A 23,083-nucleotide genomic window follows, 5' to 3' on the forward strand; every position below is an offset into this window, starting at 1 on the left:
GGCCACAAATCAACTTGCCTTAATCGGCCAGCGACTGGTCACCCGCTCGTAATAGTGCGACCCGCAGGCTTCGCAGGGTTGCAGATGGCTAGTGGAGGTAAGGCATAACATGTGCTCGCAGTTCAGGCAGCGGAACATGCCCGCGGTGGCCACTTCACCGGAGATATACTGCCCGGCCTCGTGGCTTTCCAGCTTCTGGCGCAGTGCCAGCGTATCAACCATCGTTTGGTCAGCAATCGACAACAGGCGCTCGGTCAGCCGTTGCTCCAGTAACGACAGATCCAGTTGCAGCCATTCCGCCAGGCCTTCTCCGGTCTCGCCCACAAAGTCCATCAAATGCTCCAGATCCCGCTGCAGGTAAGCCCCCAACAAGCTCAGCTCATCACGGGTCATCTCCTGCAGTTCATGTTCGGCTTCAATCGCTTTGTCGATCTCCTCTTCCAGGGTTTCCATGGAGGTTTCCTGCACCGTACGAAGGCGGCTCTGCACCTGCTCAAGCATGCGATCGTAGGCCTCAAGGGCTTTTCCAGATAGCTGATTACGTTCGGGTTCGGTCATGGGCGTTTCCTTCCGCTTTGCTGATAACTTTGGGGGGGGCAAGGCACTTCAAAATTCACCGAAAATGCAACACTGCCACCAGTTTCGGTGTTAAAACACTGCCGATTAATCCCATCATGGCACACATTATTAAAGTTGGCGCGCCTCCCGCAGTGACGGTAGTTCGCCCAAATGCGACACCACCAAAGCCACAGCGAGCGCGGAACTCAAGCAGACTACTTGTTACCGCCCGTGTGCGTTAGAATAACCGCCCGCTGCGAACATCATATTGATACAGGGTAACTTTGGTAATGGCAGGTATGGACGAGCAATACAATCCCCGTGACGTAGAACAGACCGCCCGCGATTTCTGGGCTGATAACAACACGTTTACGGTGAAGGAAGAACCGGGCAAACCAAAGTACTACTGCCTGTCCATGTTCCCCTACCCCAGCGGCAAGCTGCACATGGGCCACGTTCGCAACTACACCATCGGCGACGTAATCTCCCGCTACCAGCGCATGCTGGGGAAAAACGTCATGCAGCCTATGGGCTGGGACGCCTTTGGCCTGCCTGCGGAAAACGCCGCCATTGCCAACAAGACTGCGCCCGCCAAGTGGACTTATTCCAATATTGAATATATGAAGAACCAGCTCAAACAGCTGGGCTTCGGCTACGACTGGAGCCGCGAGCTGGCCACCTGCAAGCCGGATTACTACCGCTGGGAACAGTGGTTCTTTGCCCGTCTGTATGAAAAAGGCCTAGTGTACAAAAAGATGTCCACCGTGAACTGGGACCCGGTCGACCAGACCGTGCTGGCTAACGAGCAAGTTGTTGATGGTCGCGGCTGGCGCTCCGGCGCGCTGGTGGAAAAGAAAGCCATACCCCAGTGGTTTATCCGCATTACCGATTATGCCGAACAACTGTTGAACGACATGGACGATATGGATGGCTGGCCGGAACAGGTCAAGACCATGCAGCGCAACTGGATTGGCAAATCCGTGGGTACCGAACTCACCTTCCCGCTGAAAAACAGCGAAGACGGCCTGACGGTTTATACCACCCGCCCCGACACCCTGATGGGCGTCACTTACATGGCGATCGCTGCAGAACATCGATTAGCCAAAGCGTCTGCCGAGCGCCATCCAGGCGTTGCCCGTTTTGTAGATGAGTGCCGCAACAGCAAAACCGCGGAAGCCGACATGGCGACCATGGAGAAAAAAGGCATTGATACCGGTTTCAAAGTCGTGCACCCGCTGACCCAGGAAGATATTCCGGTGTGGATCGCCAACTTTGTACTGACCGACTACGGCACCGGCGCTCTGATGGCCGTTCCCGGCCACGATGAGCGCGACCACGAATTCGCCTTGAAGTACCGCCTGCCGATCAAACAGGTGATCTCCGCCAGCGACAAACCTGATATAGACGTGCAAGAAAAAGCCTTCACTGAAAAAGGCGTTTTGGTGTCGTCTGGCAAATACAGTGGCATGACCAGCGATGAAGCCTTCGAGTCCATCGCCGACCATCTGGAACACCAAGGTATTGGCAAACGCACCATAAACTATCGCCTGCGCGACTGGGGCGTATCGCGCCAGCGCTACTGGGGCGCGCCCATTCCGATGATGACTCTGGAAGACGGCAGCCAACGCCCGGTTCCAGACGACCAGCTTCCGGTATTGTTGCCCGAAAACGTCGAAATGACCGGCGTACAGTCCCCGATTAAAGCGGACCCAGAGTGGGCCAAAACCTCTTTTGAGGGCCAACCTGCCACCCGCGAAACCGACACCTTTGACACGTTCATGGAGTCGTCCTGGTACTACGCGCGCTTCTGCAGCCCCAACTACGACAAAGGAATGCTAGACCCGGCCGCCGCCAATTACTGGCTGCCGGTAGACCAATACATCGGCGGCATTGAACACGCCATATTGCACCTGTTGTATGCCCGCTTCTTCCATAAGCTGCTGCGCGACGTAGGCCTGGTCACCAGCTCCGAGCCATTCAAGCAACTGCTGACCCAAGGCATGGTGCTGGCAGAAACCTATTCCCGCGAAAACGCCAAAGGCGGCACCGTTTGGATTCCACCCACCGACGTGATCGCCGAGCGCGATGACAAAGGCCAGATAACCGGCTACGTCCATAAAGACGACGGCCAACCGGTGCATGCCGGTGGCGTTACCAAGATGTCAAAGTCGAAAAACAACGGCATTGACCCGCAATCGATCATCGACGCCCACGGCGCCGATACCGTGCGCCTGTTTATGATGTTTGCGGCACCCCCCGAGCAGTCGCTGGAGTGGTCAGACAGCGGTGTTGAAGGCGCCCACCGCTTCCTTAAGCGCCTGTGGCGCCTGGTGAATGAGCAAGTGACCAGCGCCGGCACAGTGCCTGCTATAGACGTCACAGCGCTGAATGACAGTCAGAAGAACCTGCGCCGCAAAACTCACGAAACCATTGCCAAGGTCAGTGACGACATCAGCCGCCGGCTGACGTTCAATACCGCCATTGCCGCGGTGATGGAGCTGCTGAACGAAGTCAGCAAGCTCAACGACAGCGAGCCCCAGGCCCGCGCCGTACGCCAGGAAGCCCTGGAAACCGCAGTGATGATGCTGTCGCCAATTGTGCCCCACGTGTGCCACAGTCTGTGGCAATCACTGGGCCACAACGAGCCTGTGGTCGATGCACGCTGGCCGGTGGCAGACGAAAGCGCCATGGTGCGCAGTGAAATCCAGATTGTGCTGCAGGTGAACGGTAAAGTGCGCTCCAAGATAGACGTGCCGGCAGACATCAGCAAAGCCGACCTAGAACAGCTGGCCCTGCAAAACGACAACGTGGTGCGCTTCACCGAAGGCAATACCGTGCGCAAGGTGATTGTTGTTCCCGGCAAACTGGTTAACGTGGTGGCGAACTGATATGACCCAACGGCAGCCTGCATCACAACGGACACCAGCCTTGGCGCGAAGCGTTCTTCTAACCATTGGTCTGTTGGCAACCGCCAGCGGCTGCGGTTTTCAGCTTCGTGGTGCGGCGCCGGTTTCTGCTGCGCTACAGCCACTGGCTTTGCAGTGCACCCGTGATGTACCGATAGACCTTTGTCAGTCGGTTCGTCAGCAGTTGACTCTGGGAGACGTGGATGTTCGTGAAGCCAACGCCGCCGATTACATACTCGCAATCGGCCAGTACACCGAAGACCGCCGCGCCAGTGCCATTACGATTAACGCAGGTGCGGCCGAATACACCCTGCGCCAGTCGGTCAGCATCAACCTGATCAGTCGCGACAACGTGCCCTTGATTGCCGACACCCGCCTGAATGCCAGTGAAAGCTATCGCTATGATGAAACCAACGTGCTGGCCAAGCAGCGCGAAGAAAAGACGTTGCAAAAACAGCTGCAGGAGCGACTGGCCCAGCAAATTATTTTCCGTCTGGCACCCCTGACCCAAGCGCGTATTGATGCCCTTCGCGAACAATATCAGGAGGCTACTGGCAACTCTGTGGAAAGCTCCGAAGCGGGAACAGAACCGGCAGCCAAGACACCGGTTCCAGCTCCATGAAAACCACACCGGCGCAACTGCCCCAAAGCCTTAAGAAAGGCCTGGCGCCGGTGTACCTGGTATCCGGTGACGAACCGCTATTGGTGCAAGAATGCTGCGATCAGATCCGTAAAGTCGCCCGCGATCAAGGATTTCTGGACCGGCTCACCTTTCACGCCGACAACCATTTTGACTGGAACATCGTGGCCGATGAAGTCAACGCCATGTCATTGTTCGCCGAAAAACGTCGCATCGAAGTCCACTTACCAACAGGCAAGCTAGGTGACGGCCGCGCCGTAATGGAACGGATACTCGCGCAACCCGCCGACGACATTGTGTTGCTGCTGATCAGCGCCCGTCTGGATGCGGCTGAAACCCGCCGTAAATGGTACAAAGACCTGCAAGGCAAAGGCCTGCACGTGCCGGTATGGCCGGTAGACGCTGACAAGTTTTCCGGCTGGTTACAACAGCGCGCCGCCAGTCGTGGTCTGACTCTAACCCGCGACGCTTTGGCAATACTGGCGGAGCGGCTGGAAGGCAATCTGCTGGCCGCCAGCCAGGAACTGGAACGCCTGGCGCTATTCAGCAAGGGCGCAACTATTGACGAAAGCCTGGTGGAACAGGCTGTGCAGGACAGCTCGCGTTTTAACGGTTTTGAACTGGTCAGCGAACTGCTGACGGGGAATGCGTCGCACGCCTGCAAAATGATCGGTATATTACAACAGGAAGGCGAAAACCCGCTTGGCTTGCTCACCGTGCTGGCGCGGGACATTCATCTGCTGCTGGAACTGAAAGCCGCCGGGCAAAACACCGCACCTGCTGCTTTTTTTAAAAAACGCGGAGTCTTCCAGCCGCAGCGGGCAAAGACCCTGGAGCAGGCGGCAAAACGCCTCAACCGTTCACAACTGAATAACGCCATTCACCTGTGCAGCGAAGTGGACCGCGCAGCCAAAGGCTTCGACCCACTGGGCCCCTGGCACTATTTAAGAGACATGTCCGCGTTACTTGTCAGCAGATCCTGACGCAGATCAAACCGGCTCTATACAGGCTCGATGCAGTGCATCAGACGCTTGAAACTTCCCACCATCCGGCGCATTGTTTAGTTCTTATCCATGTAAGGAGGCGTCAAATATGGGACTTCAGGAAGAACTAAAAACGCTGCCAGAAAAAATCAGACAATACCGCGACGAAGCACGCGTACAGCTCCATCTGGCACGTCAAGATGTCAAAGACGAGTTTGATAATCTGGAACAGGAGTGGGACCGATTCAAAGGCAAGTGTGATCACGCACTGGATGACGCCACCGAGGTTTCCACCGAAGCGTTGTTAACGGTTCAGATTATGGGTGAAGATCTGAAGAAGGGATATCAGAACATTCGCGACAAGATCAAGTAACACTTAGCAGAGTCTAAGCGTTGGATAACCCAAAAAAAGCAGGCTTGATAGCCTGCTTTTTTGTTTAGCATCGACAGAAACTGATCAGAACTCTTCAGCCGTCAACGCCATCATCGATTCACTGCCGCTGCGAATGCCTTCCGCCAGCGACACAGTCTTTGGCAACAAGCGATCGTAGTAGAAGCGCGCCGTTTTCAGCTTGCCGGTATAAAAACCAGAGGTGTCACCCTCGGCTTTCACTGCAGCCGCTTTCACTATCCGGGCCCACATATACGCCAGTGCGGTCAGGCCGAACAGATCCAGATAATCCACCGAAGCCGCACCTACAGCATCAGGGGTTTCTGATGCCTGATTGATCACGTGCTCGGTTACGTCTGACAGGCGCTCAAGAGCCGCAGCCAATAGCTTCAGATACGGGCGCAGGCTTTGTTCGTCGCTGTTTTCCTCAATGAACGTCGCTACGTCTTGGGCAAACAGCTCGTAAAGCTTGCCCTGGCTGCCCACAACCTTGCGGCCCATCAGGTCCAGTGCCTGAATGCCGTTGGTGCCTTCGTAAATCTGGGTAATGCGACAATCACGTACTAACTGCTCTTGGCCCCATTCGCGGATAAAGCCATGGCCACCCAACACCTGTTGACCAATAATGCAGACGTCCAAGCCACGGTCAGTCAGAAAAGCCTTAGCCACCGGCGTCAGCAACGACACCATGCCTTCAGCATGGATGCGACGCTCCTGCTCGCTGTCGTCGGCGTATTTGGCGATATCCAGCCACTGCGCGACGTAGGTAGAGAAAGCACGACCGCCTTCCACATAGCCTTTCATGGTTAGCAGCATGCGGCGAACGTCCGGGTGCACCAGAATTGGGTCAGCGGCTTTTTCTGGCTGCTGAGCGCCAGTGGGCGCGCGGCTTTGAATACGGTCTTTGGCGTATTCACGGGCACTCTGCAGTGACGCTTCAGCTGCGCCCAAACCCTGCACTCCAACACCCAAGCGCTCATAGTTCATCATAGTGAACATGGCGTTCAGGCCTTTATTTTCTTCCCCTACCAGCCAGCCTCTGGCTGCATCGTAGTTCATCACGCAAGTAGCTGAGCCTTTGATACCCATTTTCTTTTCGATAGAGCCGCAGGTTACCGGGTTGCGATCGCCCAGCGAGCCGTCGTCTTTCACTAGAAACTTTGGCACCAAGAACATGGAAATGCCCTTGGGACCTTTAGGTGCACCCGGAAGCTTGGCTAGCACCAGGTGAACAATGTTCTCCGCCATGTCGTGCTCGCCCCAAGTAATGAATATCTTGGTGCCGGTGACGGCGAAGGAGCCGTCATCGTTGGGCTCGGCTTTGGTGCGGATGATACCCAGATCGGTGCCGGCGTGGGGCTCGGTCAAATCCATCGCGCCACTCCAGACACCGGAGTACAGTTTCGGCAAATACGTTTCTTTCAGTTCATCGCTGCCGTGAGCATCGAGCGCCAGGCAGGCACCGGCGGTAAGCATAGGCGCCAGACCGAACGCCATGTTGGCGCCCTGCAGCATTTCCTCAAACTGGGACACCAGAGTTTTTGGCATGCCCATGCCACCCTGTTCCGGGTTGCCACCCAGACCATTCCAGCCGCCGTCCACAATGGTCTGGTAGGCTTCTTTGAAACCTTCAGGGCTAGTGACACCCTCGGCTGTCCATTTGCAGCCTTGCTCATCGCCTTCGCGGTTCAACGGCGCCAGCACGGCACTGGTGATTTTGCCAGCTTCTTCCAAAATGGCATCGGCAGTGTCCGGGTCTACGTTTTCTGCTACTTTTGGCAACGACGCCCACAGTGCGGGGGCATCGAACACTTCATTCAAAACAAAACGCATTTCGCGTAAGGGTGCCTGATAATCGGCCATTAAAGCTCTCCAACATTCAGTAACAGTCTGTCTGGTCAGGACGCGGTCCGGTAGAAAAAAGCCGGTGCCCTGTCTGTACGTGTGTCCGCGATTATTATTTTTTTACTGCGCAGAGTTTACCGCAATCCCGTCACTAACTCATAAAAAAAGGCCCGTCCCAGATCGAGACGGGCCTTTTGCGGCGTTAGCAATGACTCAACCGCCTCAGCGCTAAATAATAAACGCCTCTTCCGGCATATCCAGCAGGGTGTCAGCACCCGCCAGCATGGTTACTGCATGGGCCCGGGTGCGCGGCAGCATACGGGTGAAGTAGAAGCGTGCAGTCTGCAATTTGGCGTTGTAGAACAACTCTTCCGTGCTGCCTTCTGCCAACTTGTCCTGAGCAATTTTTGCCATCTGCGCCCACAGGTATGCAAATACCGCGTAACCGGAGTACATCAGGTAGTCCACAGACGCGGCACCAATCTCTTCGCGGTTTTTCATAGCGCTCACGCCCAGCTTCATGGTCAGCTCACCCCATTCTTTGTTGATCGCCGCTAACGGTTCAACAAACGGCTTCATGTGTTCGTTGTCGGTATTTTCCTTGCAGAAAGTGTGTACTAACTTAGTAAAGCCTTTCAACGATTCGCCTTGAGTCATCAGCACCTTACGACCCAACAAGTCCAGCGCCTGAATGCCGGTGGTGCCTTCATAGATCATGCCGATACGGGCGTCACGCACGTTCTGCTCCATGCCCCACTCGGAGACATAGCCGTGACCACCGAATACCTGCATTCCCAGGCTGGCTGATTCGTATCCAATTTCAGTCAGGAACGCTTTGGCAATGGGTGTCAAAAAACCCAACAATTCGTCAGCGGCCTTGCGCTCTTCTTCGGTTTTACCACTCTGAACAATATCGGCTTTCTGTGCGGTCATGTAAATCAGCGCACGGGCGCCTTCAGCGATGGCTTTCTGGGTCAGCAGCATGCGGCGAACGTCCGGATGCACAATGATCGGGTCTGCATAGCTGTCCGGATTTTTTGCACCACTTAACGCACGCATGGCCAGGCGGTCTTTGGCATAGGCCACTGAGCCTTGAAGACCCAGCTCTGCCGCACCCAGACCCTGAATAGCGGTACCAATACGTGCGACGTTCATAAAGGTGAACATAGCGTTCAGGCCTTTGTTTTCCGCGCCAATCAACCAGCCCTTGGCGCCGTCGAAGTTCATCAAGCAGGTGGCGTTCGCGTGGATGCCCATTTTGTGTTCAATAGAGCCACAAGACAACGCATTACGCTCGCCAGCTGAACCGTCCTGCGCGGGCAGGCACTTGGGCACCACAAACAGGGAAATGCCCCTGGTGCCTACCGGTGCGCCAGGCAAACGGGCCAGCACAATGTGAACGATGTTGTCGGTCAGGTCATGCTCGCCTGCCGAAATAAAGATCTTGGTGCCGGTGATGCTGTACGAGCCATCCATATTGGGTTCGGCTTTCGTGCGCAGAGTTCCCAGATCCGACCCGCAGTGTGCTTCGGTCAGGCACATAGTCCCAGTCCACTCGCCGCTGATCATCTTGGTCAGGTACGTCTGCTTCTGATCTTCCGTACCGTGTTCTTCCAAAGTGTTGATGGCGCCGTGGCTCAAACCCGGGTACATGCCCCAAGACCAGTTGGCTGTGCCATTCATTTCGCTCATCACGATACCCAGGGAGCTAGGCAAGCCCTGCCCACCGTAATTAGGGTCAGCCGCCAATGACGGCCAGCCGCCCTCAACAAACTTGCTGTAGGCTTGCTTAAAACCGGCCGGTGTTTTAACGCCGCTCTCGCTCCAGGTACAACCTTCACGGTCGCCGCTCTGGTTCAATGGCGACAGTACCTGTTCTGCAAATTTTGCGCCTTCCTGAATGATCGCATCGATCATATCCGGCGTTGCGTCTTCGGCGCCTTCCAGGTTGGCGTAGTGGCTGTCGCTGTTCAGCAGCTCACTCATTACAAATTTGATGTCGCGCAGCGGTGCTTTGTAGTCAGGCATGTAATCGACCTCGGTTTTCAATGATGGCTGCCTTGAATTGTGGCAGCTGGAGACCCGATGCAGCCGGACAAATTCCGGTAACGTGCGTCGAGTTTTTAAACGATTGTTTGAAACATACGTTTCGAAGCACAGAATTGTCAATAGTCGTGTCAAATAACTTGTTCTGCGTCAACTCCCTCCCACATGAACCCGGCATCCGTCAGCCATTGAAACTGTGAAATTAGCGTTTACGTTAGCTTACTAAGATTAAGGCGCGATAAGTCGCGAAAAAGGGTTTAATGGGCATCATAAGAAGTCGAAAGATATAGAAATTTTCAGACAGAGACGTTCAGAAAACCAGTTGTACGAGGACTGTTGTCTTCGCCAAAGGCGGACACCCTTGCGTAAGCGTCGCGGGCCAGGCGAACGCCCAGCGGCTCTTTCACGGCCGGGTTTGCCAACTCTACCTGAGCTTGCTGCAAGGTTTGCATGGCTTGGGCAGCCACGGCGAGATCCGCTGATGAAGGCTGGGCCGGGGCCATTGCGGCCGCGCGCACGGTGCGCATTTTTTCAACCGTGGCTTTGGGGTCACCTGAAACCGCCGATACGCTGATAGGCACTTCACCGCCCACCGCGTACTGCACGCCGTCTGGCCCTTGCTCGTAGGTCAACGACATTGCACCAGCATGTTGACCACCCGCGGCCTGGTGGGCAGCCTCATGGGCACGCACCTCTCGGTCACGGGCTTTTAGCTGTGTCAGCAGTTTTAAATCGGATTCAGTCAGGCGGGGCGACTGCCCGCTGGCAGGCGACGGGCGCAGAATTGCAGCTGATGTTTGAGGAGCAGCGGACGAAATATTCATGGTGTCAGAGTATAACCCTAACTATCAGAGCGAGGGCCTTAAGCCATGATATCGAGGAGCGACCCCAGGGTTTCGTCCGCGGTTTTTACCACCTGCGCGGACGCTTCAACGCTGCGCTTGTACAACTGTAAATCCACTATGGGCTCGATCATCCCACTTGCAGTTGGGCCACCACTGCCCTGGGGGCCATCCACACCACCGCGGGCGATACGGCGGGCAGCATCTTCCATGCCGGCAACACCGCTCTGTATGCCTTGCATACCGCTATTGAGCGCACTGGGAAGACTACTGTTGATCATGGTTACCTACCAGAGGAGATAGTTACAGCCTTAGTAAGCCACAATGCTGTTCAATTTTCAATCAACGGCGTCACATTCAGGAATTTAGCCAAAGCCTGTGGCCGGGGCTCACTCAGCCAGGGCATAACACCCAGGCACGGGCAGCCCAAGTGCTGTTGCAGATACGCCAGGGTATCGGTTTCACAGCTCATCACAGCTTCCCGCGGCCGATTAGCCACCCAGCCGGCCAATACCAACCCATCGCGGCGAATGGCTTCGGCGCTCAGCAACGCGTGGTTAATGCACCCAAGCTCCAAACTGACTACCAGAATCACCGGGATATTCAATAGCTGCGCCAGGGCACTGTAGGTTTCACGATCGTTTAAAGGCACCCGCCAGCCGCCAGCTCCCTCGATCAGTAACAGGTCTGCCGGGCGCAGCTGTATGCCGCGACAAAACCCCGCCAACCGATCGGCGCTCAGATTACGCCCTGCCTGCGAAGCCGCCACGTGGGGTGCAATCGCAGGTTCCAAAGCGACTGGATTGACCACGTCATAAGGCAGCTGTTCAGTCATCGCGTTCTGCAGAATAAGCGCGTCACTGTTACGCAAGCCATCTGGCGTTTGCACGCATCCAGAGGCAACCGGTTTCATCGCCAGGGTACGTTTACCCGCCAGCTTCGCGGCCTCCAGCAACGCTGCGGTAACCACGGTCTTGCCCACATCAGTATTGGTGCCGGTCACAAAATAGGTTTTTTTAGCCATTGAAGTTGCCCTGACAGGGTGAGTGTTTAATCGCAGGTTAATGGTGTTAGCAACGGTTTTCGCCATTCTAACCAGCCCGCATGATAGCTGGCGACTATGCTTCCATCGGGCTGCTGCGGATAGTTCTGGCACATCTGTTTTAATCGGCCGGGTGCAGTGGCGGTCTTGCGCCGCTGAATATCTTTGTAGCCCGCCCCCAGTTGCCTGAGCTCGTTCATCAACGCCATCGGCGTTGGATAATCCAGAGTGATCATCTGCGAGCGCCATTGTGCCGCTGGCAAAATCTCAACGGTGGTGGCCGCGAAATCCGCGGCAGAAATAAACCCGTTTACATGCTGCTGATGTGGATCGGCCAGGGTCCACGCCTGTTGCAGCTCCTGCAGTGTCCCCAGCAACAGCGTTGACACCCACAACTGACCACCCGGGCGCAACACCCGCTGGCATTCCCGCAATACGCCTTGTGGATTATGGCACCACTGGATCATCAGATTGCTGTAAATCAGATCCACACTCTGGCCAGCCAATGGCAACCGCTCCGCATCTGCCTCTAACCATTGGATAGTTGCAGGGCGCAGTGCGTTCGAGGGTGCTTTGGACAGCGCTTTTGATTGTGCTTTTGCAAATGCCAGCATACCGGGCGCCAGGTCTACACCGACGGTATGCGCACCAAAGCGCTGCGCCAACTGGCGCGTATACCAGCCAGTACCGCAGCCCAAATCAATAACAGTGGCGTCCTGTGGTACTGGCTGGGCAATCGTTTCCAACATGGCATCACCCATTTTCCGTTGCAGCCGCGCCGCACCTTCATAGCTGGCGCTGGCGCCACCAAAATCGGAGGCGACCGCCTGTTTAGTGGCAAGCATCGTGTGAACTCGTTAGAAAATCGTGAATGGCTTGCCAGCATTCGGGGCCATAGTACTCCCCGGGCCAATGGCCCATGCCGTCAATGCTAAGCGCCCGGCTGTGAGCGGGCATAGCCAGATGCTGGGCCCAAGGCGGAACCACTGGCATCGCAGCTGCCCCGCAGATGTAATGTTGGCACCGGGCACTGCTGCCAGGTATGCAACTGGCAGCAGTGCCGCAACCAGCGCACGCCTTTTGCCAATGGCTCGATCGGCTCGGGCAAGCCCTGCTTCAAACAAGCGTTTATCGCGCGCACCTGTTCTGCCTGGTGTTCGCTGCCATCAATCATCTGAGCGAAAAAAGACGCCCGACAGGCCTTTGGCTCACGCTCAAAATATCGTTCAAAACGCCGGAAAATAGCGGGCGAAACGCCCCAAGGCCAGTTTTGCGACGCCACAAATTGCGGAAAACCACCCAGGGTCACAACTTTGTTAACCGAGTGCGGATTGGCCTGAGCCGCAGCCATGGCGACTTGTGCGCCCAACGACCACCCGAGCCACACCGACGGCTGGGGGTAACGCTGGAGGAGAATCTCGGCCGCGTGTGCGGGGCTGTCGCAGGAACTTAACCCGTCATCGGTTAATGAAACGACTTGCACCACGCCTTGCCAATACCGATACACTGGTTCCAGCATGGCCGCCGGCACACCCCAACCGCCTATCACCACAAGTGAACTGGTGCATGCCATCAAACATTCTCTACAAAGGGTTCACTAAACACGGGGCTTACGACACAATCGGGGCGACATTGCACCAGCGCCCGCAACAGGCGGTTCAAATCGTCAAAGCTATGGGCAGCGCTGAGGGTGATGCGCAAACGGGCCTGGCCGTCGGGCACAGTGGGCGGGCGAATAGCCGTCACCAGCAGGCCGCGGTTCTGTAACTCAGCGCTGAGCGCCAGCGTCGCTTCGTTAGAGCCCACGACAATCGGTTGAATGGGCGTGGCCGAGGGCATCAGGTGATAGCCCATAAGCGTAACCTGATCGCGAAACCGATCAATCAGCGCCGCCAGGTGTGTGCGCTGTGAATCAAAGCTTTCGATCAGGCTCAAGCTATTGCAGCTGGCCTGAGCCAGAGCCGGAGGCATGGCCGTGGTGTAAATGTAGGTCCGCGCTTTTTGCACCAGATATTCGGTTAACCACGCAGGGCCTGCTACAAAGGCGCCGCTGGTGCCTGCGGCTTTGCCCAGAGTGCCCATCAGCACCGGCACCTGTTCTTCATTTAACCCAGCCGCCGCAACGCTGCCACGCCCTTGGGGACCCAGCACGCCAAAACCGTGGGCGTCGTCGATCATCAGCAGGGCATCGTGCTTTGTGCACAACTGCGCTAATGGCACCAACGCGGCCACATCGCCATCCATGCTGAACACGCCGTCGCTTACCACCAGTTTGTGGCCCGCGGTTTCTTCCAACATTCGCGCCAACGCCTCCAGATCGCCGTGGTGATAACGCCTGACCCTTGCCCCACTGAGTCTGCAGCCATCTACAATGGAAGCATGATTAAGGCGATCCGAAAAAATCGTATCGCCGCGACCTGCAAGCGCCGAGATGACACCCAAGTTGGCCATGTATCCGGTTGAGAACAGCAGCGCCGAGCTGCGCCCGGTAAAAGCCGCCAGTTGGTTTTCCAACTGCTGATGAGCCCGGTGATGGCCACAAATCAGGTGGGAAGATGCACCGCCCAGGCCGTTCTCGTCGAGCGCCTCAGACAGCACTCTGCGGTTATCCGGATGATTGGCCAGCCCCAAGTAATCATTGCTACAAAACGACAACAATGGCTGGCCATTCACGGTTAACGCTGGCCGCTGAGGGCCCGAGATTTCCCGGCGCTGGCGATGCAGACCGGCCTCGCGGCGTTGCCGCAACTCAAGCTGGAAGTCACGCATGCTCGGTCACTCGCGGGTCAAGCTGACGCTGGTTCGCGGGCCGCATCGTAAAACAGATGGCGCGTTGCTTCCTGGTTGACAGCCTCTGTAAGCACTTCTTCGTGCTGTTGCTCTGTGCCGCACTGCTCGCGCTGCTCCGGGCGAATCCCCAAGCGGCGGAACAGGGCCATGTCGGCATCGGCTTCCGGGTTGGCGGTGGTGAGCAGTTTTTCACCATAAAATATGGAATTGGCACCGGCCATAAAGCACAAAGCCTGCATTTGCTCGTTCATATCCTCCCGGCCAGCGGAAAGGCGCACGTGGGAGGCAGGCATCATAATCCGCGCAACCGCAATCATCCGCACAAAATCAAACGGGTCCAGATCGGCTACGTTTTCCAATGGAGTACCCTTCACCTTCACCAGCATATTCACCGGAACACTTTCCGGATGCTGGGGCAGGTTCGCCAACTGCATCAGCAGGCCCATGCGGTCGTCATCGTCTTCACCCATGCCCAGAATACCGCCGCAGCAGACTTTCATGCCGGAGTTACGCACGTTGCTCAGGGTATCCAGGCGATCCTGATAGGTGCGCGTGGTAATGATATGGCTGTAGAATTTTTCCGAGGTGTCCAGGTTGTGGTTGTAATAATCCAGCCCGGCCGCTGCCAGCTCGTCGGCCTGCTCGGATTTGAGCATGCCCAGGGTCATGCAGGTTTCCATGCCCATTGATTTCACCTGTTTAACCATATCCAACACGTAAGGCATGTCTTTTTTGGACGGACTGCGCCAGGCAGCGCCCATGCAAAAGCGCGAAGCGCCCTTGGCCTTGGCCGCACGTGCCTCGGCGACGACTTTTTCAACGTCCAGCAGCTTTTCTTTTTTCAGCCCGGTGTTGTAATGGCCACTCTGGGGGCAATACTTGCAGTCTTCCGGGCAAGCGCCGGTTTTTATCGACAGCAGGGTGCTAATTTGCACCTCGTTAGGATCGAAGTACTGGCGGTGTAAAGTCTGGGCACGAAACAGCAGGTCGCTGAATGGCAGCTCGAATAATGCCCGGGCCTGTTGCAGTGTCCAGTCGTGACGGAGTTCATTGGCGCTCATAGAAGTTCCTGTTAACCTTTTAAGGATTCTTGGTTTACGGAGAAGCCAAATGATAAAGCCATCGGCGTGGCTGTCAACCCTAAACAAAATTTTGGTTAACAGCAGAAGCGGTTTTTTGGTTAACAAAGGAGGCCGAGCCGGGCGCTGTGTCGGCTGTTTAAACCCGGTTGCCCGCAACGGTCTGTGTCGGGGCTGTTACAACGACCTGCCGTGGAATCGCTGGCATTGCCGATGTTGCGCACTGCCCTTGCCGTTTCCGGCAGCCGATCATCTTTGCGGCGAGTGCATTCAGCGACCACCGGCGTTCGACTTAACGTTGGCGCCCCTGCGCTACCAGTTTCCGGTGGCGGCAATGATCGGCCGTTACAAATACCAGGGCCAAAGAGCCTATGCCCGCCCGCTGACCGCCGCACTGGCGGAATTGGCCCACGAAAGTCTGCTGCGCCAGCCGCAACTTCGGCCGGATGTACTGATACCCGCTCCCATGCATCCCCAGCGCAGGCGCCAGCGCGGTTTTAATCAGGCCAGAGATATTGCAGAACAGCTAGGCACGCGGCTGGATATTCCGCTGGCAGGCAATTTGGTGCAGCGTCAACGCACCGTTCAAGCGCAACGCACGTTGAGTCGTTCACAACGGTTAGCCAATCTGCAAGGCGTATTTCAAACCACCGGCACGCCTCCGCCAAGAATTGCGATTATCGATGATGTTGTAACCACCGGCGCCACCGCGCGCTTGCTGGCGCATGTGCTGCAGCAGGCCGGGGCTGAACATATCCAGATCTGGGCGCTGGCGCGAACTCCAGGCTAGCGCAGGCGCTCGGCGACCTCATCGGCAATGGCCAGGCAAGCGGTTAACCCCGGCGATTCTATGCCAAACAAATTTACCAGCCCGGCCACGCCATGCTGGAGCGGGCCATCGATGCGGAAATCACGAAAGCCGCTGTCTGGCCCCGCCAGTTTTGGCCGAATACCGGCGTAGGCAGGCTGTAACTTTTCCGGATTCAGCCCAGGCCACCATTGGCGAATGGCGTCGACAAAGGCGGCCTTGCGTTCCGGTTGAACGCTGTAATCTTCACGTTCAATCCATTCCACATCCGGGCCAAAACGAATCTGGCCTGCCAGATCGAGAGTCAAGTGAACACCCAGACCGCCGGGTTCCGGCAGCGGATACACCAACTGACGAAACGAATGCTGGCCGCTGTAGCTAAAATACACGCCGCGGGCGTACCACTGCTGCGGTTTCTGGCTAGCGGGCAACCCCTGCCAGTTGCGGGTTAGCGCGACCGCACCCAACCCTGCCGCGTTGATCAGGTTGTCTACTTCCAACACGCAAGGCATAGCGCCACCCAACGTCAGCCGGTGCTTTCCGCCGGCTGCGGCGTCGCCACTGTCAATAGCGTTGACCGGCGTATGCAAAGCAAGTTGGCCACCAGCGCTTTCCAGATCTCCCTGCAACGACAACATCAGCCCGTGACTGTCAATAATTCCGGTGCGCGGCGACCACAACCCGGCTAAAACAGTCAACTCCGGCAGTGCCTTTTTTATCTCAGCTCGGCCGTGCAAAGCCAGCTCCACCCCGTTGCCAGCAGCTTGGGCCTGAATACCCGCCAAGCGCTCGGTCTGGGTATCGCTGGTGGCCACCAGCCACTTACCGCAATTACTGACATTCACCTTGTGCTGGCGACAGTATTGGTAAAGTTGTTCACGACCTGCCACGCACAGCCGCGCCTTCAGGGAATCCTGAGGGTAATAAATGCCGGCGTGTATCACCTCGCTGTTGCGAGATGAAATACCCTCACCAATGTGCCCGGCAGCCTCCACCACAATCACTTCGTGGCCCAGTTGCGCCAGCCGGCGCGCCACCGCCAAGCCAACAACACCGGCCCCGATCACGGCGGTTTTTGCGATTAACAACGGTAAGGCCATCATTCCCCCTCGGCTGAATAGCCTTATTGTGGACTGTGGGATTGTATCAGCCAAAACCGCGAGGCATAGGTGCGCTGTCAAGATTACGCCAGCGACGATACCGGTTATACTGGCCGGCAAATTCATGATGGCAGCGAATTCATGACTGAACATTCTGACAATGTGATTTCCGGGCACCCATACGATGCCCTGAAGCCAGACGCGCTTTTAGATGCGATGGAAGACGCAGGCTTTGCGGTCAGCGGTCGCCTGTTTGCGCTTAACAGCTATGAAAACCGGGTGTATCAGATCGGGCTAGACGAAGGCCCGCCAGTGATTGCAAAATTTTATCGCCCGGGACGCTGGACCGAAGCCTCGATTCGCGAAGAGCACAGTTTCACCAAAGAACTGGAGGCCGCGGATATTCCTGTGGTTGCACCACTTACTCTACCCAATGGCGATACCTTGGGCCAGAGTGGACCTTTCCGGTTCGCCGTATTTCCCCAGCGCGGTGGCCAGGCGCCGGATGTCAGCGTAGAAGACACCCTGTACCGGCTAGGCCAATGGCTGGGCCAGATTCACAATGTTGGCGCTGCCCGAAAATTCAGCCATCGCCCCGACCTGTCGGTGGCGTCAATACCAACCGGCATTGAGCAAAATAACGAACTGCTTCTGAAAGGTAACTGGGTGCCGCGGGACCTGCGCCCGGCTTGGGACAGCCTGATGGTAGATCTACTGCGTTTATGTCGTACCCGTATTAACGACGCAGGCAACATCAATACGTTGCGCCTGCACGGCGACTGTCACGCCGGCAATATTTTATGCCGTGAGGAAAGGATGCTGTTTGTCGATCTGGACGATTGCCGCAGCGGGCCCGCTATTCAAGATATGTGGCTGTTGTTAAACGGTGAAGACAACGAGCGCGGAGCGCAACTGGGCGAAATATTGGAAGGTTATGAAATGTTCCGGCCTTTTGATCGCCGCGAACGCCACCTGATTGAGCCTCTGCGCTGCTATCGCCAAGTCAGCCACTGCGCCTGGCTGGCGAAGCGCTGGGACGACCCGGCCTTTCCCCGGTTTTTCCCTTGGTTCGGCCAGCCGCGCTTCTGGTCAGATCAGATATTGTCGTTGCGCGAGCAACTTTCAGCCCTCCAGGCACCGTCGATTTCGCTGCCCGGTCAATACTGAGCCTTTTCCGTATTTGTAATTAAATTCTTTCAGACATTTTACAGAGGCCATTATATGAGTCAGGATTCGAAACTCTATACCACCCGCAGTTTGATTCTCACCGCCATCGCCGCCATCGCCGGCTCGGTACTGGTGCTGGAGGTGACCGGAAAAATTGATCATTCTGACAATAAAGAGAACCTCCCCATCGCTGAATTTACGGCCATTCAGGTCGCCCCTGGGGAATCCTTCAACATGTCATCAAAAGCCTCTGAACTGCACGCGAGATGTGAAAACGGCTACCTGGCCATTGCGGCCGATATCGACCCTTCCTATCTCGGCGTTCTGGTGGATTACAAGAATCGTGGCGTGCGCTGTTCGCGTCCCTCACCGACCGGACCGTCGGCCCTGCCGGCGCCGGAAAACCCGGGGCAACGGGACCAGAGCGATGACTGAACGCTCTAAACCGGTGGCGCCGCAGGAACTCACTGACCGGCTGTTTGCCACCGAGCGCAACCCGGAAGATTTCCGCTTTGACGCCGCAGTAGCGCGAGTGTTTCCGGATATGATCCGGCGTTCAGTACCAGGCTACACCACGATTATCCCAATGATTCAGGTAATCACCGAGCAGTACATTCAACCCGGCACCAACGCCTATGATCTGGGTTGTTCGCTGGGAGCGTCTACCCTGGCCATGCGCCATGGCATCCAATACCGCGACTGCGAACTCATTGGTGTCGACAACTCGGTGGCGATGATCGAACGCTGCCAGCACTACGTTGCTCTGGATGACCACCCATTGCCGGTCAGCCTGCGCTGTGAAAATATACTGAACACCGACCTATGCAACGCCTCGGTGACCACCCTCAATTTCACCCTGCAGTTTGTGCCGCTCGCTGATCGCGCAGATCTGCTGACGCGCATTGCCGAGGCCACACGTCCGGGTGGCGCGCTGATTCTGTCGGAAAAACTGCGCTTTGACGACGACACCGATCAGGAAATACAAACTCGCCTACATCACGAGTTCAAACGTGCCAACGGCTATTCGGATCTGGAAATCAGCCAGAAACGTAGCGCCATAGAGCACGTAATGATTCCAGAAACTCTGGAATCCCATCGCCAACGACTTTTAAAAGCCGGTTTTGAAAGGGCGCTGGTGTGGTACCAGTGCTTCAATTTCGTCTCAATTCTGGCCATTAAATGAGCTATTTCAACTGGCAGACCTGTTATGACGACCTGTTCAAACACCTTGATCAGCAGAATCACGGCGCTTGGGCCACGCAGATTCGTCAGCAGCTGACTCAACGCTTTGATGAAACGCCTCACGGCGACGTTCCACGCTGGCAAAGTGCGTTGAATTTACTGCCGCCGCTGCCGAATGTGCAACCCAGACTGGATGCGCCCGCCGTGACCCTGCGCATCGGCCAAACCCTGACCCGGGAACAATCTGCAGATCTGGAAACGGGATTACGGGGCTTGATGCCCTGGCGCAAAGGCCCGTTTGATTTTTTTGGCACCGCGATTGATACCGAGTGGCGCTCAGACTGGAAATGGAACCGAGTGGCGCCGTTTCTGGCTGACCTGCACGGGCGCCAGGTGTTGGACGTTGGTTGCGGCTCTGGCTATCATTGTTGGCGCATGCGCGGCGCCGGCGCCGCGCGGGTGATTGGCATTGATCCGGGACTGTTATTTCTATTCCAGTTTCTAGCGGTAAAAAACTATCTAAGCGATGTGCCGGTGGACCTGCTACCCCTTCGCATTGAGGACTTGCCGCCAAAACTCCAGGCCTTTGATACCACTTTTTCTATGGGCGTTTTGTATCACCGACGCTCGCCACTGGACCATCTATTGGAACTTAAAGGCACCCTGCGCAATGGTGGTGAGTTGGTGCTAGAAACCCTAGTAATAGAAGGCCCGGAAGGCGCCAGCATGATGCCGGAAGATCGCTACGGCCAAATGCGCAACGTCTGGTTTCTGCCCAGTTGCGCTACTCTGCTGCGCTGGCTCGACCGTTGTGGTTTTGTCAATGCACGGGTAGTAGATGTGACGGCCACCAGCACCGAAGAACAACGCAGTACCGACTGGATGCGGTTCAATTCACTACAGGACTTTCTCGATCCCGATGACCCCTCTCGCACCATCGAAGGTTATCCCGGCCCGCTAAGAGCGACCCTGATTGCGAACAAACCCAACTAAAAATCCAGGGACAGATTTGAAATCTGTCCCTGGACCTGATGCATTACTCACCAAACGGATGACGCAGAACAATCGTTTCAACCCGGTCAGGGCCAGTAGAAATGATGTCAATCGGCGCTTCAATCTGTTCTTCCAAGAAGCGAATATAGGCTCTAGCATTTTCGGGAAGCTGGTCGAGACGGGTCAGCCCTACAGTGCTTTCATGCCATCCCGGCAAATCCACATAAATCGGCTCAATGTCTTTGTAAGTGTCGCAGCCAATGGGCGGACGGGTAATTTCACCATTCGGCGTTTTATAGCCGATACAAACCTTAACCACGTCCATGCCGTCCAGAACATCGAGCTTGGTCAGGCAAATACCCGAGACACTGTTAATCTGAATAGCGTGGCGCAAAGCAACCGCGTCAAACCAGCCACAGCGACGTGCACGGCCGGTGGTGGTCCCTACTTCATTACCTTTCACCGACAGGTACTTACCCATTTCATCAAACAGCTCGGTGGGGAACGGACCAGCGCCAACGCGAGTGGTGTAGGCCTTAGTGATTCCCAGCACATAATCAAGAAACAACGGACCGAAACCAGACCCTGTCGCAGTACCGCCAGCCGTAGTATTGGAGGAAGTCACGTACGGATAGGTGCCCAAATCGATGTCCAGCAAAGACCCCTGGGCGCCTTCGAACATAATATGTTCGCCACGTTTGCGGTAATCGTGCAGCAAATCGGTGACGTCCGCAGCCATCGGCAGAATCTCTTCGCCCATCTGACGCAACTCGGCCAAAGCCGCATCTACGTCTTCGGCTTCTTCTTTGAAGTACTCGGTCAATACAAAGTTGTGATAGCTCATGATTTCGCGCAGCTTGACTTCAAAATTAGCCATATTGCACAAATCGCCCACTCGCAGGCCTCGGCGTGACACTTTGTCTTCGTAAGCGGGACCGATGCCACGGCCGGTGGTGCCGATTTTATCGTTTCCACGGGCGTGTTCACGGGCCACATCGATGCGCACGTGGGTGCGCAGGATCAATGGGCAGGCTAGACTGATTTTGAGACGGTCACGAACCGCAACGCCGTTGCTTTCCAGCTCCCGTACTTCTTTCAGCAGCGCTTCCGGCGAGAGCACCACACCGTTACCAATCAGACACTGAACGTCCTGACGCAAAATACCGGACGGGATCAGGTGCAAGGCGGTTTTCTTGCCCTCAATCACCAGCGTATGACCCGCGTTGTGGCCACCCTGGAAGCGCACGACTGCGGCCACTTTTTCGGTTAACAGGTCTACAATCTTACCCTTACCCTCGTCACCCCATTGGGTACCCAGCACAACAACGTTTTTGCCCATGATTCTCTCTCTGTGCGGCCGGCCAACAATGAACGGCCTGCAAGTTTGACTATTAAAAGTGCAATAAATACCGACGCGATGCCGCGTCAGCCGAGTTTTTCAACAATCCACTGGCCTTGATACTTCACCAGCTGGCGGTCGCAGCCGCGAGCGCCAGGGTCGCAGTTGTGGTCTTCCGGCAGTGCGCGGATAACCGTATCGCTGCGTCGTAATTCCGCAATGGCCACGGCCAGTGTGGGATCAGGGTTCATCGGAGCCCAGATTGCGCCTTGTGTAGGCACCGTACTGCTGCCCAGAGCCACCAGCGCGCGAATGTCCAGGCTGAAACCGGTTGCCGGCCGTGAACGGCCAAAGTCACTGCCAATGGCATCGTAACGGCCACCTTTGGCAACTGCGTCGCCGTGGCCGGGCACGTAAGCGGCAAACACCAGGCCGGTGTGGTAGTTGTAACCACGTAATTCACAAAAATCGAAGCCCAGGTGAATGCCCGGAAACTGTTGGCCAAGAGCATCAGCTACCCGGCCCAGTTGATCCAGCGCCGCGTCCAGTTCAGTTGAGGCACCCTGAACAATGTCACGGGCCTGCTCCAGCGCTTCACGGCCACCGCTAACGGCGGCCAGGCGGCGCAGACGCCCACCGGCGCTGTCCGCTGCTTCCTCACCCAACAAAACGTTCAGTTCGGGCAAGGACTTTCGACCCATGGCGTCAAACACTGCGGCTTCGATATCGCGGTCGAAACCGGCATCGGCGATCAGGTGCTGATAGATGGCCACGTGGGCCAGGTCCATGTGAATTGCCGGCAGACCGGCAACACTCAGCGCTTCCAGCGCCAGACTGATAATTTCCATGTCGGCGCTTTCAGAACTGCTGCCAAACAGTTCGCAGCCGGCCTGAATAGGCGTACGGCCTGTCAACATGTGCCTGGGACGGGTATGTAATACGTGCCCGACGTAACACAGCCGGGTAATACCTTCCTCCGCCAGAGTATGGGCGTCAATGCGCGCAGCCTGAGGCGTCATGTCGGCGCGCACACCCATCATTCGGCCCGTCAGCTGGTCCGTCAACTTGAACGTTTGTAACTCTAAATCATGCCCTGTGCCGGTAAACAGTGACTCCAGGTACTCTATCAGCGGAGGAATCACCAGTTGGTAACCCCAATGCTGACATACGTCCATAATGTTGCGGCGCAAGGATTCAATCTGACCCGCCAGGGGCGGCAGAATATCCTCGACACCGTCTGGCAACAACCAGCGATCAGATACTGTCATGAGATTCCGTTATCTGTTTTAACCATGCCGGGAGCATCCCGGAACCCAAACCGGTCAGAGTTTACACTCTCGGCAGACACAAAAAAACCGGAGTACCTGAGTAT

The 23,083-nt window shown here is 56.3% G+C and carries 22 protein-coding genes; 9 read left to right on the plus strand and 13 right to left on the minus strand.

The features are described 5' to 3' along the window. Positions 1-9: 9 nt before the first annotated feature. Positions 10-558, minus strand: coding sequence for a zinc ribbon-containing protein (locus tag MRBBS_RS13120; RefSeq protein WP_014872011.1), 549 nt, complete (start codon positions 556-558; stop codon positions 10-12). A gap of 299 nt (positions 559-857) precedes the next feature. Here MRBBS_RS13120 and leuS point away from each other — a divergent pair, with 299 nt between their 5' ends. From leuS to MRBBS_RS13140, 4 genes are all read left to right on the plus strand, one after another. Then, complete coding sequence (leuS, locus tag MRBBS_RS13125) at positions 858-3,446, plus strand: leucine--tRNA ligase (RefSeq protein WP_041635634.1); 2,589 nt, start codon at positions 858-860, stop codon at positions 3,444-3,446. Between the two features lies 1 nt (position 3,447). Further along, positions 3,448-4,086: an LPS assembly lipoprotein LptE gene (lptE, locus tag MRBBS_RS13130; RefSeq protein WP_014872013.1), complete on the plus strand. Its 639-nt coding sequence runs from the start codon at positions 3,448-3,450 to the stop codon at positions 4,084-4,086. Further along, a complete protein-coding gene (gene holA / locus MRBBS_RS13135; RefSeq protein WP_014872014.1) occupies positions 4,083-5,087 on the plus strand; it encodes a DNA polymerase III subunit delta in 1,005 nt (334 codons plus the stop codon). The genes lptE and holA overlap by 4 nt, the downstream gene beginning before the upstream one ends. 109 nt (positions 5,088-5,196) lie before the next feature. Beyond that, complete coding sequence (locus tag MRBBS_RS13140; RefSeq protein ID WP_014872015.1) at positions 5,197-5,460, plus strand: hypothetical protein; 264 nt, start codon at positions 5,197-5,199, stop codon at positions 5,458-5,460. Positions 5,461-5,544: 84 nt separating this feature from the next. Here the strand turns inward: MRBBS_RS13140 and MRBBS_RS13145 are convergent, their stop codons facing one another. The 9 genes from MRBBS_RS13145 to bioB all read right to left on the minus strand — a co-directional run bounded on the left by MRBBS_RS13145 (position 5,545) and on the right by bioB (position 15,104). Continuing rightward, complete coding sequence (locus MRBBS_RS13145) at positions 5,545-7,341, minus strand: acyl-CoA dehydrogenase C-terminal domain-containing protein (protein ID WP_014872016.1); 1,797 nt, start codon at positions 7,339-7,341, stop codon at positions 5,545-5,547. A 210-nt stretch (positions 7,342-7,551) separates the two neighbouring features. Further along, positions 7,552-9,351, minus strand: coding sequence for an acyl-CoA dehydrogenase C-terminal domain-containing protein (locus tag MRBBS_RS13150; protein WP_041635635.1), 1,800 nt, complete (start codon positions 9,349-9,351; stop codon positions 7,552-7,554). A gap of 314 nt (positions 9,352-9,665) precedes the next feature. Then, positions 9,666-10,193: a putative metalloprotease CJM1_0395 family protein gene (locus MRBBS_RS13155; RefSeq protein ID WP_014872018.1), complete on the minus strand. Its 528-nt coding sequence runs from the start codon at positions 10,191-10,193 to the stop codon at positions 9,666-9,668. 38 nt (positions 10,194-10,231) lie between these two features. Further along, complete coding sequence (locus tag MRBBS_RS13160; RefSeq protein ID WP_014872019.1) at positions 10,232-10,492, minus strand: hypothetical protein; 261 nt, start codon at positions 10,490-10,492, stop codon at positions 10,232-10,234. 50 nt (positions 10,493-10,542) lie between these two features. Beyond that, positions 10,543-11,235, minus strand: a complete 693-nt coding sequence (gene bioD / locus MRBBS_RS13165) for a dethiobiotin synthase (protein WP_014872020.1) — start codon at positions 11,233-11,235, stop codon at positions 10,543-10,545. A 26-nt stretch (positions 11,236-11,261) separates the two neighbouring features. Further along, positions 11,262-12,098, minus strand: a complete 837-nt coding sequence (bioC, locus tag MRBBS_RS13170) for a malonyl-ACP O-methyltransferase BioC (protein ID WP_014872021.1) — start codon at positions 12,096-12,098, stop codon at positions 11,262-11,264. A gap of 86 nt (positions 12,099-12,184) precedes the next feature. Continuing rightward, complete coding sequence (locus tag MRBBS_RS13175) at positions 12,185-12,826, minus strand: alpha/beta fold hydrolase (protein ID WP_227497517.1); 642 nt, start codon at positions 12,824-12,826, stop codon at positions 12,185-12,187. Next, on the minus strand, positions 12,826-14,022 hold the full coding sequence (gene bioF / locus MRBBS_RS13180; protein WP_014872024.1) for an 8-amino-7-oxononanoate synthase: 1,197 nt from the start codon (positions 14,020-14,022) through the stop codon (positions 12,826-12,828). The genes MRBBS_RS13175 and bioF overlap by 1 nt, the downstream gene beginning before the upstream one ends. A gap of 17 nt (positions 14,023-14,039) precedes the next feature. Continuing rightward, the gene (gene bioB, locus MRBBS_RS13185) at positions 14,040-15,104 is read right to left on the minus strand and encodes a biotin synthase BioB (RefSeq protein WP_014872025.1); all 1,065 of its coding nucleotides are present in this window, start codon (positions 15,102-15,104) and stop codon (positions 14,040-14,042) included. Positions 15,105-15,153: 49 nt separating this feature from the next. On the opposite strand from bioB, the gene MRBBS_RS13190 reads away from it, so the two are divergent. Further along, the gene (locus MRBBS_RS13190; RefSeq protein ID WP_014872026.1) at positions 15,154-15,912 is read left to right on the plus strand and encodes a ComF family protein; all 759 of its coding nucleotides are present in this window, start codon (positions 15,154-15,156) and stop codon (positions 15,910-15,912) included. Here the strand turns inward: MRBBS_RS13190 and MRBBS_RS13195 are convergent. Then, positions 15,909-17,030, minus strand: a complete 1,122-nt coding sequence (locus tag MRBBS_RS13195; protein ID WP_014872027.1) for an NAD(P)/FAD-dependent oxidoreductase — start codon at positions 17,028-17,030, stop codon at positions 15,909-15,911. The two genes, MRBBS_RS13190 and MRBBS_RS13195, sit on opposite strands and share 4 nt — an antisense overlap. 141 nt (positions 17,031-17,171) lie before the next feature. On the opposite strand from MRBBS_RS13195, the gene MRBBS_RS13200 reads away from it, so the two are divergent. The 4 genes from MRBBS_RS13200 to cmoB are packed head-to-tail and all read left to right on the plus strand — an operon-like array spanning position 17,172 to position 20,372. Then, the gene (locus MRBBS_RS13200; RefSeq protein ID WP_227497518.1) at positions 17,172-18,197 is read left to right on the plus strand and encodes a serine/threonine protein kinase; all 1,026 of its coding nucleotides are present in this window, start codon (positions 17,172-17,174) and stop codon (positions 18,195-18,197) included. Between the two features lie 54 nt (positions 18,198-18,251). Continuing rightward, on the plus strand, positions 18,252-18,632 hold the full coding sequence (locus MRBBS_RS13205; protein WP_014872029.1) for a hypothetical protein: 381 nt from the start codon (positions 18,252-18,254) through the stop codon (positions 18,630-18,632). Continuing rightward, complete coding sequence (gene cmoA, locus MRBBS_RS13210) at positions 18,625-19,380, plus strand: carboxy-S-adenosyl-L-methionine synthase CmoA (RefSeq protein WP_014872030.1); 756 nt, start codon at positions 18,625-18,627, stop codon at positions 19,378-19,380. Before MRBBS_RS13205 ends, cmoA begins: the two co-directional genes overlap by 8 nt. Further along, positions 19,377-20,372 carry a tRNA 5-methoxyuridine(34)/uridine 5-oxyacetic acid(34) synthase CmoB gene (gene cmoB / locus MRBBS_RS13215; protein WP_014872031.1) on the plus strand — a complete coding sequence of 332 codons (996 nt, stop codon included), beginning with the start codon at positions 19,377-19,379 and terminating at the stop codon, positions 20,370-20,372. Before cmoA ends, cmoB begins: the two co-directional genes overlap by 4 nt. A 43-nt stretch (positions 20,373-20,415) precedes the next feature. Here the strand turns inward: cmoB and MRBBS_RS13220 are convergent, their stop codons facing one another. Then, on the minus strand, positions 20,416-21,711 hold the full coding sequence (locus tag MRBBS_RS13220) for an adenylosuccinate synthase (protein ID WP_014872032.1): 1,296 nt from the start codon (positions 21,709-21,711) through the stop codon (positions 20,416-20,418). 86 nt (positions 21,712-21,797) lie between these two features. Next, positions 21,798-22,979, minus strand: a complete 1,182-nt coding sequence (locus MRBBS_RS13225; RefSeq protein ID WP_014872033.1) for an ATP phosphoribosyltransferase regulatory subunit — start codon at positions 22,977-22,979, stop codon at positions 21,798-21,800. Between the last annotated feature and the right edge of the window lie 104 nt (positions 22,980-23,083).

Origin of the sequence: Marinobacter sp. BSs20148, from assembly GCF_000283275.1 — a bacterium.
In the GTDB taxonomy this organism is placed as follows: Bacteria; Pseudomonadota; Gammaproteobacteria; order Pseudomonadales; family Oleiphilaceae; genus Marinobacter; species Marinobacter psychrophilus.

Excerpts from the sequence above, each read along its gene's own strand:
- MRBBS_RS13150 (WP_041635635.1), bottom strand. The coding sequence starts at position 9,351 with ATGCCTGACTACAAAGCACCGCTGCGCGACATCAAATTTGTAATGAGT.
- MRBBS_RS13205 (WP_014872029.1), top strand. The coding sequence starts at position 18,252 with ATGAGTCAGGATTCGAAACTCTATACCACCCGCAGTTTGATTCTCACC.
- MRBBS_RS13175 (WP_227497517.1), bottom strand. The coding sequence starts at position 12,826 with ATGGCATGCACCAGTTCACTTGTGGTGATAGGCGGTTGGGGTGTGCCG.
- MRBBS_RS13220 (WP_014872032.1), bottom strand. The coding sequence starts at position 21,711 with ATGGGCAAAAACGTTGTTGTGCTGGGTACCCAATGGGGTGACGAGGGT.
- bioD (WP_014872020.1), bottom strand. The coding sequence starts at position 11,235 with ATGGCTAAAAAAACCTATTTTGTGACCGGCACCAATACTGATGTGGGC.
- holA (WP_014872014.1), top strand. The coding sequence starts at position 4,083 with ATGAAAACCACACCGGCGCAACTGCCCCAAAGCCTTAAGAAAGGCCTG.
- leuS (WP_041635634.1), top strand. The coding sequence starts at position 858 with ATGGACGAGCAATACAATCCCCGTGACGTAGAACAGACCGCCCGCGAT.
- MRBBS_RS13160 (WP_014872019.1), bottom strand. The coding sequence starts at position 10,492 with ATGATCAACAGTAGTCTTCCCAGTGCGCTCAATAGCGGTATGCAAGGC.
- cmoA (WP_014872030.1), top strand. The coding sequence starts at position 18,625 with ATGACTGAACGCTCTAAACCGGTGGCGCCGCAGGAACTCACTGACCGG.
- MRBBS_RS13200 (WP_227497518.1), top strand. The coding sequence starts at position 17,172 with ATGACTGAACATTCTGACAATGTGATTTCCGGGCACCCATACGATGCC.
- bioF (WP_014872024.1), bottom strand. The coding sequence starts at position 14,022 with ATGCGTGACTTCCAGCTTGAGTTGCGGCAACGCCGCGAGGCCGGTCTG.
- MRBBS_RS13155 (WP_014872018.1), bottom strand. The coding sequence starts at position 10,193 with ATGAATATTTCGTCCGCTGCTCCTCAAACATCAGCTGCAATTCTGCGC.
- MRBBS_RS13195 (WP_014872027.1), bottom strand. The coding sequence starts at position 17,030 with ATGGCCTTACCGTTGTTAATCGCAAAAACCGCCGTGATCGGGGCCGGT.
- lptE (WP_014872013.1), top strand. The coding sequence starts at position 3,448 with ATGACCCAACGGCAGCCTGCATCACAACGGACACCAGCCTTGGCGCGA.
- bioB (WP_014872025.1), bottom strand. The coding sequence starts at position 15,104 with ATGAGCGCCAATGAACTCCGTCACGACTGGACACTGCAACAGGCCCGG.
- MRBBS_RS13140 (WP_014872015.1), top strand. The coding sequence starts at position 5,197 with ATGGGACTTCAGGAAGAACTAAAAACGCTGCCAGAAAAAATCAGACAA.
- cmoB (WP_014872031.1), top strand. The coding sequence starts at position 19,377 with ATGAGCTATTTCAACTGGCAGACCTGTTATGACGACCTGTTCAAACAC.
- MRBBS_RS13190 (WP_014872026.1), top strand. The coding sequence starts at position 15,154 with ATGATAAAGCCATCGGCGTGGCTGTCAACCCTAAACAAAATTTTGGTT.
- MRBBS_RS13145 (WP_014872016.1), bottom strand. The coding sequence starts at position 7,341 with ATGGCCGATTATCAGGCACCCTTACGCGAAATGCGTTTTGTTTTGAAT.
- MRBBS_RS13120 (WP_014872011.1), bottom strand. The coding sequence starts at position 558 with ATGACCGAACCCGAACGTAATCAGCTATCTGGAAAAGCCCTTGAGGCC.
- bioC (WP_014872021.1), bottom strand. The coding sequence starts at position 12,098 with ATGCTTGCCACTAAACAGGCGGTCGCCTCCGATTTTGGTGGCGCCAGC.
- MRBBS_RS13225 (WP_014872033.1), bottom strand. The coding sequence starts at position 22,979 with ATGACAGTATCTGATCGCTGGTTGTTGCCAGACGGTGTCGAGGATATT.